This is a genomic window from Corallococcus exercitus (genome assembly GCF_003611585.1).
In the GTDB taxonomy this organism is placed as follows: Bacteria; Myxococcota; Myxococcia; order Myxococcales; family Myxococcaceae; genus Corallococcus; species Corallococcus exercitus.
On record NZ_RAVW01000088.1, the window covers coordinates 1 to 13,316 of the forward strand.

11 protein-coding genes are annotated in these 13,316 nt (G+C 71.2%); 6 read left to right on the plus strand and 5 right to left on the minus strand.

The window, feature by feature from the left end; genetic code table 11:
• Together D7W79_RS13535 and D7W79_RS13540 are read right to left on the minus strand one after the other, a co-directional pair.
• Window positions 1-1,051 (minus strand): ABC transporter permease (locus tag D7W79_RS13535; protein WP_147441915.1); only part of this gene is annotated, 1,051 nt, incomplete at its 3' end.
• Window positions 1,048-2,094, minus strand: a complete 1,047-nt coding sequence (locus D7W79_RS13540) for an ABC transporter substrate-binding protein (protein ID WP_120525791.1) — start codon at window positions 2,092-2,094, stop codon at window positions 1,048-1,050. The genes D7W79_RS13540 and D7W79_RS13535, both read right to left, overlap by 4 nt.
• Before the next feature lie 156 nt (window positions 2,095-2,250).
• On the opposite strand from D7W79_RS13540, the gene D7W79_RS13545 reads away from it, so the two are divergent.
• The gene (locus D7W79_RS13545; protein ID WP_120525792.1) at window positions 2,251-3,243 is read left to right on the plus strand and encodes an aldo/keto reductase; all 993 of its coding nucleotides are present in this window, start codon (window positions 2,251-2,253) and stop codon (window positions 3,241-3,243) included.
• 73 nt (window positions 3,244-3,316) lie between these two features.
• Window positions 3,317-4,675, plus strand: a complete 1,359-nt coding sequence (locus D7W79_RS13550; protein ID WP_120525793.1) for a glycoside hydrolase family 16 protein — start codon at window positions 3,317-3,319, stop codon at window positions 4,673-4,675.
• A 63-nt stretch (window positions 4,676-4,738) separates the two neighbouring features.
• Here D7W79_RS13550 and D7W79_RS13555 read toward each other — a convergent pair whose 3' ends face one another.
• Window positions 4,739-5,941, minus strand: coding sequence for a polysaccharide deacetylase family protein (locus tag D7W79_RS13555; RefSeq protein ID WP_244221756.1), 1,203 nt, complete (start codon window positions 5,939-5,941; stop codon window positions 4,739-4,741).
• Window positions 5,942-6,053: 112 nt separating this feature from the next.
• Between D7W79_RS13555 and D7W79_RS13560 the strand changes: the two genes are divergently transcribed.
• From D7W79_RS13560 to D7W79_RS13575, 4 genes are all read left to right on the plus strand, one after another.
• Entirely contained in the window at window positions 6,054-6,923 is an 870-nt protein-coding gene (locus tag D7W79_RS13560; protein WP_120525795.1) for an ABC transporter substrate-binding protein, read from the plus strand.
• Entirely contained in the window at window positions 6,920-7,714 is a 795-nt protein-coding gene (locus D7W79_RS13565) for an ABC transporter ATP-binding protein (RefSeq protein WP_120525796.1), read from the plus strand. The genes D7W79_RS13560 and D7W79_RS13565 overlap by 4 nt, the downstream gene beginning before the upstream one ends.
• Window positions 7,711-8,646, plus strand: coding sequence for a FecCD family ABC transporter permease (locus D7W79_RS13570; protein WP_120525797.1), 936 nt, complete (start codon window positions 7,711-7,713; stop codon window positions 8,644-8,646). The genes D7W79_RS13565 and D7W79_RS13570 overlap by 4 nt, the downstream gene beginning before the upstream one ends.
• Before the next feature lie 141 nt (window positions 8,647-8,787).
• On the plus strand, window positions 8,788-9,621 hold the full coding sequence (locus tag D7W79_RS13575) for a tetratricopeptide repeat protein (protein ID WP_120525798.1): 834 nt from the start codon (window positions 8,788-8,790) through the stop codon (window positions 9,619-9,621).
• Window positions 9,622-9,642: 21 nt separating this feature from the next.
• Here D7W79_RS13575 and D7W79_RS13580 read toward each other — a convergent pair whose 3' ends face one another.
• Window positions 9,643-9,861 carry a DUF3185 family protein gene (locus tag D7W79_RS13580; protein WP_171415907.1) on the minus strand — a complete coding sequence of 73 codons (219 nt, stop codon included), beginning with the start codon at window positions 9,859-9,861 and terminating at the stop codon, window positions 9,643-9,645.
• A 51-nt stretch (window positions 9,862-9,912) separates the two neighbouring features.
• A complete protein-coding gene (gene rnr / locus D7W79_RS13585) occupies window positions 9,913-13,227 on the minus strand; it encodes a ribonuclease R (RefSeq protein WP_120525800.1) in 3,315 nt (1,104 codons plus the stop codon).
• Window positions 13,228-13,316 lie beyond the last annotated feature (89 nt).

A 13,316-nucleotide genomic window follows, 5' to 3' on the forward strand; every position in this document is an offset into this window, starting at 1 on the left:
CGCATGCCTCGTGGGCTCGGAGATGTGTATAAGGGACAGGCGTGCGCGCGTCCCACAACACCCCGGACCAGTGCGACAGCGTCAGCGTGTCCCACGTCAGCGCCGCGCCGAAGCTGCGTTGCAGCGACGTCAGCAGGATGGCCGCCAGAGGCAGGACCACCAGCCCCCCGCCCACCATGCCCACCCCCATGAGCGCCCACGGCCGCCAGGTCCCCAGCGCGAGCACGCGCGGAGACACGCCCTTGCCCGCGCTCAATCGCACGCGCCCACTCCGGCCCAGCACCCAGGTCAGGCCGAGCGCCAGCGGGGTGAGCAGCAGGAGGAACGACGCGAGCACCGAGGCACGCGGCAAGCCCTCCTCGCTGCCCAGCAGCACCAGTTCATAGATGCGGGTGGTGAGGACGTGAGTGGGCGGCGACGCCGACACGCCCAGCAGGTACGGCACGCCGAAGGACGACGCGGCCATGAGGAACACCATCACCGCGCCCGACAACAGCGCGGGCAGCACCAGGGGCACCGTGGTGTTCAGGAGGGCGCGAAGCGGCGAAGCGCCACACACGCGCGCTGCCTCTTCCAGCGCGGGGTCCACGCGCCGCAGGGCCGCCGCCCCCGCGAGCAGCACCAGCGGCAGGCCCGACAGGCCCTCCACGAACGCGATGCCCGCCGCGCCATAGAGGTCGAACACGTCCGCACCCAGCATGCGGTTCAGATAGCCCGCGCGGGGGCTCGCGAGCGACAGCCATCCCATGCCCCAGATGAACGCGGGGATGGCGGAAGGCAGCGTGAACAGCACGGTGAACGCGCCACGCAGGGGCAGGTCCGTGCGGAACAGGAGGAACGCCAGCGGAGCACCCAGGCACAGCGCCCATACGGTCGCGCCCAGGGAGATACCCAGCGTGTTCACCAGCGCCCCGGACTCCGCCGCGAGCACGTGCCCCAGCCCGCCCGTCGCCGCACCCACGCCCCGGACGAGCAGCGCCACGACCGGCACCACCGCGAACAACAGCAGCGGCACCAGCCACGCGGCCAACGCAATCCACCGGCCCCTCATCGCGCGAAGGCCCGGCTGAAGGCTTCCTTGATGTCGCCACCGTGCAGCAGGCCCTGCTCCAACACCTCCGGAGTCCACGCCTGCGCGCGGCCCAGCAGCCCTTCGACTCCGGGCTCTCCACGGGGCCCGCCCAGGCGCGGATCCACCGCGTGCATGTCCCCCTTCTCCACGATGATGCGCTGGCCCTCCGGTGACAGCAGCACGTCCACCAGGGCCTTCGCCGCCACCGGGTTGCGAGTCGATGCGAACAGCCCCACCGGCCCGGGGATGACCACCGCGCCGTCCTCCGGCCAGATGACCTCGATGGGACTGCCCTTTGCCTTCGCCGCCAGCGCGTTCTCCAGCAGCAGCACGCCCGCGTCCACCTCGCCGCTCTCCACCTTCTGGAGCACCGCCGCGTTGCCTCCCGCCACCACCGCGCCCTTCTCCCTCAGCCCCGCGAAGTACGCATCCCCGCGCTTCGCGTGCAGGAACACCGCCCACGTGAACGCGGTGCCCGACGTGAGCGGATCACCAATGGCCGCCCTTCCCTTCCAGCTTCCGTCCACCAGCGCTGCGAACGACTTCGGCGCCTCGCCCGCGCCCACGCGGTGCACCAGCACCATCGTGGACAGCCGCACCGCCGCGTACCTCGCGTCCAGGTCCAGCAGCGTGTGGGGAATGCGCAGCGCGTTCACGGAGGCGTAGCGCAGGAACGCGCCTTCCCGCGCCAGCCGCTCGTAGAGGAACGGATCCGACGTCATCAGCACGTCCGCGCGCACCGCGCCCGCGGCCCGCTCCGCCTCCAGGCGGCTGGCCACCTTCTCGCTGCCTGCCTGGTACCAGTGCACCTGCACACCGGGCAGCCGCTCCTTCAGCAACGGCTCCAGCGCATCCAGCACGTGCCGGTACATCGACGTGTAGACCCACACCTCGCCGGCCGGGGTCGAGGCCTGCGCCACGGCGGCGCCTCCCGACGGCGCGGCGGATTCGATGCGGCACGCGGCCAGGAGGATCAGCGCGAGGAGCGGACCCACGCGCCGCACAAGGAGGGGGATGCGCATGCGGATGTCGATTATGCGGCACCCGCCCGCCCTGCACACCCACCGTGCAGCGGTGGCTCCTGCACATTCGGCCCCGGCGCCCGTTGTCCCCGGCCCCGAGCGGTCCCAACGTCGGCCTCCCAGACGCCACCTGTCCCTCTGGAAGGACGCCCTGACATGACCCGGAAGGAATTCCTCGCCGCGACGCTGTCGCTGATGGTTGCTCCGCCCGTGCTGGGGGCCACGCCCGCGAAGGCGAAGAGCGCGCCCGCCGTGCCCCGCCGCAAGCTGGGCCGCACCGGCCAGGAGGTGTCCTGTGTGGGGCTCGGGGGCTTCCACATCGGCAAGCAGAAGGACGAGTCGGAGAGCATCACGCTCATCCGGGGCGCGTTGGACCAGGGCATCAACTTCCTGGACAACTGCTGGGACTACAACGACGGCAAGAGCGAGGAGCGCATGGGCAAGGCGCTGCGCGACGGCTACCGCGCCAAGGCCTTCCTGATGACGAAGATCGACGGTCGCGACAAGAAGACCGCCGCGAAGCAGATCGACGAATCCCTCCAGCGCCTCCAGACGGACCACGTGGACCTGCTCCAGCTCCACGAGGTCATCCGCGACAATGATCCGGACAAGGCCTTCGCCGAAGGCGGCGCCATCGAGGCGATGAAGGACGCGCAGAAGGCCGGCAAGGCGCGCTTCCTGGGCTTCACCGGGCACAAGTCCCCGGACATCCACCTGAAGATGCTGGAGACGGCGAAGCAGCACGGCTTCCGCTTCGACACCGTGCAGCTGCCCCTCAACGTGATGGACGCCCACTTCAACAGCTTCGAGAAGCGAGTGCTCCCGGTGCTCGTGAAGGAGGGCATCGGAGTGCTCGCCATGAAGAGCATGGGCGACCCATTCATCCTCGACAGCAAGACCGTCACCGCGCCCGAGTGCCTGCGCTACAACCTGTCCCTGCCCGTCAGCGTGGTCATCACCGGCATCGACTCGCAGGAGCGCCTGCAGCAGGCCCTCACCGCCGCGCGCACCTTCAAGCCCCTGAGCGAGAAGGACGTGCAGGCGCTGCTCGCCAAGACGAAGGACGCGGCCAAGGACGGCGCCTTCGAGAAGTACAAGACGAGCCACCACTTCGACGGGACCGTCCAGAACCCACAGTGGCTGGGTTGAGCCACCTCCTGACTTCCTGGCAAGGCACGTCAGAACCGGCAAATATGAATGCTCCCCCTTCCCCGGAGCATTCATGCACCGCCCCCTTCGAGCAGGCCTCGTCGCCGCAGGACTCCTGACCACCCTCTCCGGCTGTTCACCGGAGCCGGAAGCCGCCGCCCCGGTGGAGGCGGAAGGCTACGGCCAGACGCAGCAGGGCGAGCGCGCGTACGACCCGGGCGCGGGCTGGTCGCTGGCGTGGCAGGACGACTTCACGGGCACGGCGTTGAACACGGGCGCGTGGACCGTGCTGACGAGCAACTGGGATCCGCTGCTCAACAACTGCAACTTCGGCACGGGTGAGCTGGAGTTCCCGCGCGCGCAGAACGTGACGGTGGGCAACGGCAAGCTGGTCATCACGGCGGAGCGCACGGCGGACAACCCCACGGACTCGCACTGCCCGGGCAACTACCGCTCGTTCTATTCCGGCCGCATCCACACCAAGGGCAAGGTGGAGGGGCGCTACGGAAAGATTGTCGCGAGCATCAAGATCCCGCCGGGCTACGGCATGTGGCCGGCGTTCTGGACGCTGGGCGCGAACGTGCAGAGCGCGGGATGGCCGGGCGCGGGGGAGATCGACATCCTGGAGTGGAAGTCCACGGAGCCCACGTGGATGAAGTCCGCGCTGCACTGGTACAACGGCGGCAACGCGGACTGGGGCACGGGCGCGAGCCGCGGCGTGGACCTGTCGCAGGACTTCCACACGTACGAGGTGGAGTGGACGGCGAACACCATCGTGTTCCGCCTGGACAAGGACTTCGTGTCCACGGCGACGTTCAACCACAACGAGACGGAGTTCCAGCAGAACCACTACCTGCTGCTGAACCTGGCGCTGGGAGGCGTCTGGTACGGCCACCCGTCGCCGGACGCCATCGACCTGCCCTGGGGCGCCAGGAAGACGATGGAGGTGGAGTGGGTGCGCTGGTACCAGCCGGGCACCACGCAGCCGCTGACGTTGACGAACCCCGGCTTCGAGAGCGGCATGACGGGCTGGAACACCTGGAGCCCGAACGGCACGGCGGCGGCGGCGTTCTCGGAGACGTACAACGGCGGGCACTCGGGCAATTTCCACCTGACGCACTGGACGTCGGCGGCGGCCTACGAGGCGTGGACGTACCAGACCAAGTCGGGCCTGGCGTCGGGCAACTACAAGCTGCGCGCCTGGTTCCGCAAGGGAGGCACGTTCGACTTCGCGCGCTTCCAGGTGAAGACCTGCGGAGACTGCGCCGCGGCCATCACCAACCTGGGCACCTACGGCAACTACACGCTGGTGGAGACGCCCGCCGTCAACGTCACCAACGGCTACCTGGAGTTCGGCCTGCACAGCAAGTCGCCGGCCCACAACGGCTCCAACGTCATCCACATGGATGACGTGGAGCTGATCAAGCTGTAGGCCCCGCAGCCTTCAAGCGCGCGCCGGAGCGGACACCGGCGCGCGCGGTTGCAGCACCGCGGCTCAGTACGGCACGAGCACGAAGTCGTCCACGTACACGGTGCCCTGATCCGAACCGGAGTCGTCCATCACGTAGAAGTCATCCACCGTGCCGGACGTCGCGCCCAGGGTGCTCAGCGGGATGGAGACCTTCTGCCAGGTGCCCGCCGCGATGGGGTGCCCCAGCGCCGTCTCCAGGTTGATGCTGCCCAGCGGCGTGCCGCCGTTGTAGAGCGCCAGCCGCACCTGCTGCCCGCCCGTCGTGCCTCCGTGCACCCAGAGGTCGATGGACTGGTACTGCGACAGGTCCAGGCCCGTGTGGTGGAACATCAGCGCCTCCCAGTAGTCCGGTTCGAAGCCCACCGCCGTGGACCCGGAGTGCACCGTGACGGCCTGGTCCAGGTCGTGCGTCGCCCAGCTCCAGTCCTGGAAGCCGCTGCCCATCGCGTCGTCGTAGACGACCGTGCCCACCGACGGAGGCGCCTCCGTGAGGCCGTCCGTCAGCGCCAGCCCCTGCTCCACCGTCACGGTGCGGATGCCCGTGGACTGCACGTAGTTGAGGATGCTGGTGAAGTTCGTCGTCTTGTACTGCGTCTCCCGCGTGGGCGTGCCGCTGGTGAACTCGTGGAAGAGGATGATGAGCCAGCTCTTCTCCGCGATGGCCTGGTTGATCCACCCCTTCACCTGCGCCACCGTCACCGCGCTCGACACGTCGTTGGCGCGCAGCTCGTAGACGACCGTGTCGCGGTAGTTGCGGCCCGCGTTGATGGTCCGGTGGCTGGAGTACTCCGCCTTCAGCGCCGTCATCACCGTCGCGTTGTACGCGCCGTAGGGTGACGCGAAGTCCTTGCCGCACGCCGCCCCCACGTTCGCCTGCAACCATGCGCGTGAGTCGTGCAGCTCCGACGTCAGCTGCGCCGGCGTCAGCGTGGTGAGGTCCGCGTGCGTGCGCGTGTGGCTGGCGATCTCATTGCCCTCCGCCTTGAGCGTCTGGACCTGCGCGAGGGTCATGTAGCCGCCCCAGCCCTGCGCGACGGCATCCGTGACCAGGTAGTACGTGGCGGGGATGGCCCGCGACTTCAGCGCCGGCCGTGCCAGCGTGTACTGCGTGCTCCAGCCGTCATCCAACGTGATGGAGATCATCCCTTCCGCGAACGGCGACGCGGCAAGGGCCGAGGTAGTGCAAAGCAACGCCGCGGCGCAGAGCGCGCGCGAAGACAGATTCATCCAGGCCATGTCCGGGTATTCCCCCTGTGAGGAGTTCGCAGGATATGCGCGCCCCCCACGCGAAACCCAGACGCCGCTTCCTACGACCCGCGTGCTAGAAGTCGGCCCGCCCATGAGTCTCTTCCGCCTCCCCTCCCTGCTCTGCGTGGTGCTCGCGCTCGCGGCGGGCTGCCAGCGTCCGGCGCCCCCCGCCCCGGAGCCCCAGGCGCGGCGGATCGTCTCCCTGTCGCCGTCCGTCACGGAGACGCTCTTCGCCCTGGGCGCGGGCGCGCAGCTCGTGGGAGTGTCCGACTACACCACCCTGCCCGAGGGCACCCCCGCCCTGCCGAAGGTGGGCACCACGTTCGCGCCCAACTTCGAGGCCATCGCGAGGCTCAAGCCGACGCTGCTCGTGGATCAGCAGGTGAAGCAGGCCCCGGCGGAGGCGCTGTCCGCGCTCGCGCCGCTGAAGGTGCTGCCGTGGACGTCGCTCCAGGAGGTCGTGGACAGCGTGAAGGAGCTGGGCCGCCTGAGTGGCCGCGAGCCCCAGGCCGCGGCGCTCGCGGAGCGGCTCCAGCGCACGCTGTCCCGCCCCGCGCCGAAGGACGCTCCCCGCGTGCTGCTCGTCCTGGGCGACGTCGCGGGCACGCTGTCGGAGGTCTGGTACATGAAGCGCGCGTCGCTGCACGGCGCCGCGCTGGAGGCCGCGGGCGCGCGCAACGCGGTCTCCGACGAGCGCACCGGGCCTCCCAACCTGTCGCTGGAAGGGGTCATCGCGCTGGATCCGGACGCGGTGCTGGTGCTCGTCAACGTGCCGGCCCTGGACGCGGAGCAGCAGGCCCGGGCCCTGGCCCCGTGGAAGCAGCTCACCGCCCTGCGCGCTGCGCGGGAGGACCGGGTGCGGCTGGTCATCGGCTCCGACGTGCAGTCCACCGGGCCCGCCATCCTCGACGTCGTCGAGCGGCTCCATGCCGCCCTGGGCACCCTGCCCTCCTCGCGATGACGACCGGGCTCACGCTGGACGCGGTGACGGTGCGGGCGCGGGGACGGACGCTGCTGGACTGCGTGTCCCTGCGCGTGGCCCCCGGAGATTTCGTCGCCATCGTCGGGCCCAACGGCGCGGGCAAGTCCACGCTGCTGCGCGTGGCGCTGGGCCTGCTGCGGCCGGACTCGGGCCATGCGCTCGTGGACGGACAGGACGTGTCGGAGCTCTCCCCCCGGGAGCGCGCGGCGCGGCTCGCGTGGCTGCCCCAACGGCTGGAAGCGGCGGAGCCCATCACCGCGCTGGAGCAGGTCGTCTCCGCGCGCTACCGCTTCCCCGAATCCCGCCGCGCCTCCGAGACGGCGGCGCACAAGGCGCTCGCGGAAGTGGGCGCCGGGTCCTTCGCCATGCGGCCCATCACGGAGCTGTCCGGCGGCGAGCGGCAGCGCGTGGCGGTGGCGGGGCTGCTCGCACAGGAGACCCCGCTGGTGCTACTGGACGAGCCCGCCAACTTCCTGGACCCCGCGCACCAGCTGGAGCTGTACACGCGCATGGGGCACCTGTGGCGCGCGGGGCGCGGCATCCTCTGCGTCACCCACGACGTCAACGTGCTCTCGCACGCCCACGCTCCGGGCACGCGCGCGCCCCGCGTCGTGGGCCTGTTCCAGGGCCGCGTGGCCTTCGAGCTGTCTCACGACGCCCCCGACCTGGGGGAGCGGCTGGGCGAGCTGTTCGGCGTGCGCATGCTCGCGACGGCCGTGGACGGACACCGCGTCTTCGTGGGACTGCCCCGGAGCGGAGGCGCCCCGTGAAGGTCTGGATCCTGCTGGCCGTCTGCCTGGCCGCGTGCGCGGTGGCGCCGTTCATCGGCCCGGGGTTCTCCGCCGACTCGGCGGACTTCATCTTCTGGCAGCTGCGCGTGCCCCGCACGCTGATGGCCATGCTGGTGGGCGGCACGCTGTCGCTGGTGGGCGCCGTGTACCAGTCCCTCTTCGCGAACCCGCTCGCCGCGCCCAGCACCGTGGGCACCACGGCGGGAGCCACCCTGGGCGCGCTGGTGGCCATCATCCTGGGGGCCCGGCTCGCTCCGGGCGGCCTGCCGCTGATCACCGCCGCGGCCTTCGTGGGGGCGCTGGGCGTCAGCCTGGTGGTGGCCGCCATCGCCGCGGGCCGCCGCGTGCGGATGAACGACGTGGTGCTCGCCGGCATCGCCTGCTCCATGGCGGCGGGCGCGCTCGCCACCGGGTTGCAGTTCTCCGCGGACTCCGCGGAGCTGATGGCCGCCACGCGCTGGTCCCTGGGGCACCTGCCGCAGGTGGGCTATTCGGGCGTGCTGCTCCTCACGCCGTTCGCGGCCGTCACGGTCGTGGGGCTGCTCGCCCTCACCCGCGCGCTGGAGGTGTTCATCGCCGGAGAGGAACACGCCGAGTCCCAGGGCGTCCCCGTCCGCCGCGTGCGCACGGTGGCCATTGGCCTGGGGGCGCTGGGCGTGGCCGCCTGTGTCGCGTGGTGTGGCCCCATCGCCTTCGTGGAGCTCATCGTCCCGCACCTCGTGCGCCGGACGCTGGGGGTTAGCCGCCGCGTGCTGCTGCCCGGCTCCGTGGTGGTGGGCGCCGCGTTCCTCGCATTGTGCGATGCGTCGGCGCGGGTGATCCTCCCAGGGCGTGAATTGCCCGTGGGAGTGGTGACAGCCGCCCTGGGCGCGCCCCTGCTCGTCTCCCTGGTCGCGCGTTCCCGCTCCTGAGGCCCCCGCCGGACGGGGCCGCCCGAGGAGGGACCGGGCCTTCAGGACGGGGGGTTCACGAAGCGAGTTCGGGTATATTCCGCGCCACGTGGGGCCCCCGCCTGGGACGTGCCCCCTGGAACTTCACGAAAGGCTTTGGGCATGAAGCGGCTGGGTAGCGTGGGTTTGATGCTGGGTCTGCTGACCCTGGGCGGGTCCTTCGGCTGTGGCGACGAGAAGGCGGAGAAGGCCAAGGAGCACCGGATCAAGGGCACCAACTTCCTCGCCGACAAGAACTACGCGGAGGCGGTGAAGGAGCTGGACGAGTCGCTGAAGATCGACCCGACCCAGGAGAAGGTCTGGGAGAAGAAGGCCTTCGCGCTCATCCAGGCGGGCCGGACGGACGAGGCCGCGGAGGCCGCGCTGAAGCTGGTGGACTTCGCGAAGACGCCCCAGGACAAGGCCGAGGCCTACCGCAACGTCGCGGCGATGTACGCGAAGAACGGCCCGCTGGAGAAGGCGGAGCAGTACTTCCAGGAGTGCCTCAAGATCAACCCGAAGGACACCGACGCGCTCAGCTGGATCGCGGAGGTCCACGCGCAGCGCGGTGGCGCCCGCTCCATGTCCGCCCCCGCGGTCCCCTCGGAGCTGGATCTCGCGCTGAAGACGTATGACCAGGTCATCGCCATCAACCCGGACCTGCCCAACACGTACCTCAACAAGCGCATCGTGATGTTCAAGTACATCGAGCATGAGAAGGCGCTGCAGCAGGCCGCTGATCAGGAGGCCGTCGAGGCCGCCACGCCGCCCAAGCCGGAGAAGGGCAAGAAGGCCGTCGTGGATCCGCAGGCCGCGGAGCGCGTCGCCGCCGCCAAGGCCAGCTCCGCGGCGCACGCCAAGCGCATCGAGGAGCTGACGGCCCAGGCCAACGAGTCCACCAAGCAGTTCGGCGAGGCGACCAAGCGCGCCAAGGCCGCGCAGGCCTCCAACAAGTAGTCCGGGTGGTGGGGACGGGGCCTAACGCCGGCCTCGTCCTCCCCCGAAGAGGGCCAGCAAGATGCCGCCCACGAGCGCGGCGCCGCCGCCCGCGACGTACAGCGTGGTCTGCTCGGTGTTGCGGCCGGTGATGAGCTCGGTGGCGCGTTCGGTGAGCGAGTCCCGCGCCTTGAGCCCGGTGAACAGCAGCACCCCGCCCGCCACCGCCAGCATCAACCCCACGATTCGCACAGCACCCACACGGCCTCCTTGAGTGGAACGGCGGCGCGGCCGGGCGTCCCGGCCCCGCGTTCAGCGCTTGCGCTTGCCCGGGGCTCCGCGCCCCGGCGTCTTGCCCGCGCCCTTCGACCCGCCGGACTTCTTCCCCGGCGCGGCCTTCTTCGAGGGCTTCGCACGGCCACTCGCGCCCGCGGCCGACTTGCGGACCTTCTTGGACGCGCCAGCGCGCCCCGGAGCCGCGCCCGTGGAGAGCTGGCCCCGCTGCGCGGCCAGCGCGCGGATCCGGTCGAAGCCCGGGTGCGGTGAAGCGGCCGGGGCGCTGTCATCCGCGTCAAAGGCCGGCGTGAAGTCCTCGCGAGGCGTCGTCGCACGCGGAGCGGCCTCGTCCCCCGAGCGCTCCGCGTCCCAGGCCTCCTGGGTGCTCTTGCCCTTGCGCGGGGCCTCGTCGCCGAAGCGGTCCGTGCCCAAGGTCTCGCGCGTACGCCTGGCGTTGTGTGGGGCCTCGTCGCCGAAGCGGTCCGCGCTGGCCAGCGCCTCCGAGGCGCCGGATTCAGTGCCTTCTTCGGACGCGGGCAGCGAGGGACGGATGACCCGGCGCTTGCCCTTGGCCGGGGTGGCCGGCTCGGCCTTCGGCGCGAGGGCCTCTTCCGGACGGGCACGCAGGAAGCGGGAGGTAGTCCGCGCGGGCGCGGCCTCCTCGCGGCGCCCTTCCCGGCTGAACCGCCCGCGCGGACGCGGCCGGGCCGCCTCTTCCTCCGAGGCTTCGCTGCCGTATCCGGAGAGCGCCGCGGCGTCCTCCGACGCGACGTCCTCGGCCGTGGGCGGCTCCCACGCCTTCACGCCGAACGGGGTCTGCTCCGCCTCCGCGAGCGACTTCCACTGCTCCGCGTCGGAGGCCTCTCCCGCCACGGGCTTGCGCCACGGCGTGCGGCCCGTCTTCGCGGTCTCCCGCTCAGGGCGGCCCGGGCGTTCGTGCCGGGCCCCGGCGTGACGGCCCGGCGCTTCGTTCGCGTACTCGCGGCGGCGCATGGGCGGCCGCGCTCCGGTGGCCCGCTGGAGCGGGGCCTCGTCCTCGAACTGGAGCGGCTCGAAGTCGATCTTCCGCGACGTCGTGTTCGCGGACAGCAGCCGCACGCGCAGCTTCTGCCCCACGCGCACGCGCCGGCCATTCGAATACACGAGCGAGTGCGTGCGCTTGTCCAGCTTGGAGCCCGGCCCCAGCGTCTCCGCCTTCACCAGGCCCTCGACGTGGACCTCGTCCAGCTCCACGAAGAAGCCGAACTCGGCGATGCCCGCCACCGTCGCGTCGAACTCCTCGCCCACGCGGTCCTTCATCATCAGGGCCGCGTAGAACGCCACCACCTCGCGCTCCACCGTCATGGCCGCGCGCTCGCGCTCGGAGCACTGCTGCGCCATGCCCTCCAGGCTCGACTCCTCGCGCTCCAGCTGCGACTCCGACGGCCGCTTGCCCTTGCGTGCCCACACCGCCTTCAGGATGCGGTGCACCAGCAGGTCCGGATACCGCCGGATGGGCGACGTGAAGTGCAGGTAGTTCTCCGCCGCGAGCCCGTAGTGCCCCACGCGCGTCGACGTGTAGACGGCCTGCATCATGGAGCGCAGCAGGAGCTGGTTCAGGGCCCGCTGCTCCGGGTGTCCCTCCAGCTGCGTGATGAACGCGTCCAGCTCCTTGGACGACACGCCGTCTTCCACGTTCAGGTGGAAGCCGTACGCCTCCGCCAGCACCGCGAACGCGGCCAGCTTCTGCGGATCCGGCTCGCCGTGGAACCGGTACACCGTGGGCAGGCCCTCGTCCTGGAAGTACGTCGCCACCGCCTCGTTGGCGGCCAGCATGCACTCCTCGATGAGCCGGTGGCTGTCCTTGCGCTCGCGCTTCTCCATGCGCAGCGGCACGCCGTCCTCGCCCAGCACCACCTTGTGCTCGGGCACGTCGAAGTCGATGGCGCCTCGCGCCTTGCGCATGCCCATCAGCGCGCGCGCCAGCGCCATCAGCTGCTCGAACTGGGGCTTGAGGAAGTTCCGGTGCGGCACGTCCTTGCCGTCCAGGACGTCCTGCACCTCGTTGTACGTGCAGCGCGCCGTGCTGCGCATCACCGCCGGGTACAGCTCGTGCGAGCGGCGCTGGCCGTGGCGGTCGAACGTCATGTCCGCCACCATGCACAGCCGGTCTTCATCCGGGCGCAGCGAACAGATGCCGTTGGACAGCCGCTCCGGCAGCATGGGCAGCACGCGGTCCGGCAGGTACACCGACGTCGCGCGGTTGAGCGCCTCCGCGTCCAGCGCGGTGCGCTCCTTCACGTAGTGCGACACGTCCGCGATGGCCACCACCAGCCGCCAGCCGCCGGCCTGCGGCTCCGCGTAGACCGCGTCGTCGAAGTCGCGCGCGTCCTCGCCGTCGATGGTGATGAGCGGCAGCGAGCGCAGGTCGCGGCGGTTGCCCTCCGTGGCCTCGGCCTCCGTAACCCTCACCGCGAACGCGTCCGCCTCGTCCATCACCTCCGGCGGGAACTCGTCGGAGAAGCCATGGGCGAAGGCCGAGCCCAGCACCTCCGCGCTCGGGTCGCCCGGCCGGCCCAGCGAGCCGGCCACCTCACCGAACAGCCCCTGCCCGGGCTCCAGCAGGTCGGCGCCCACGCCCAGCCGCACCTTCACCAGGTCGCCGTCGCGCGCCATCTGCGTCGCCGGCACGCGGATGGGACCGGGGAGGTTCGTGTCCGTGGTCATCACCAGCGAGTGCCGGCCCTGCGCCACGTACGTGCCCACCGCCAGCTCGCGCCGCCGGTTGAGCACGCGCACCAGCCGGCCCTCGAAGCGGCCCGGCCGTCCCGCCACCTCCACGAGGACGCGGTCGTTGTCGAGCGCCCGCTGCGCCTCGCCGGGCGGCAGGAAGATGTTCTCCCCCTCGCCGGACACCGGGTGCACGAAGCCGAAGCCGTCCCGGTGCATGTGGAGGATGCCCTCCACCTCGGGCTGCCCGGACTCCTCGAAGCGGTCGTCCCGGGAGCCGCGCTGGAGCGAGCGCCGGAAGTTGCCGCCCCCCTGGAAGCCGGGACGCTCTTCCCGGAAGCCGCCCCGGCGCTCCTCGCGCCCGCTGCCCGGCGTGGGGCCGCGCTTCTTGAAGGGAGGCGTGGACGGGTCCCGGCGGGGCGCGGAGTCAGCGTCGGGCGCCCGGGGCGTGCGCGGGCCCTCCAGGCGGAAGCGCTTGCCGTCCTTGACGATGACGCCCGCGCGCACCAGCTCACGCAGGGCGCGCTTGAGATCGGTCTGCTGGCCGGGGTTCAGCCCCCCGAGGCGAAGGAGTTCCTTCAAGCCCAGGGGATGGTCGGCTTCGGCGAGCAGCTGTCGGATGTGGTCTTGGGAAAGGCTCACGGTGGGGATGCGGCAAGGCCGCTGAGGGAACGGGTAAGCCCGAAGGGTGCGGGCGGGAACCCCCCGGGCCCCATTCGCCCTCCCCAGGT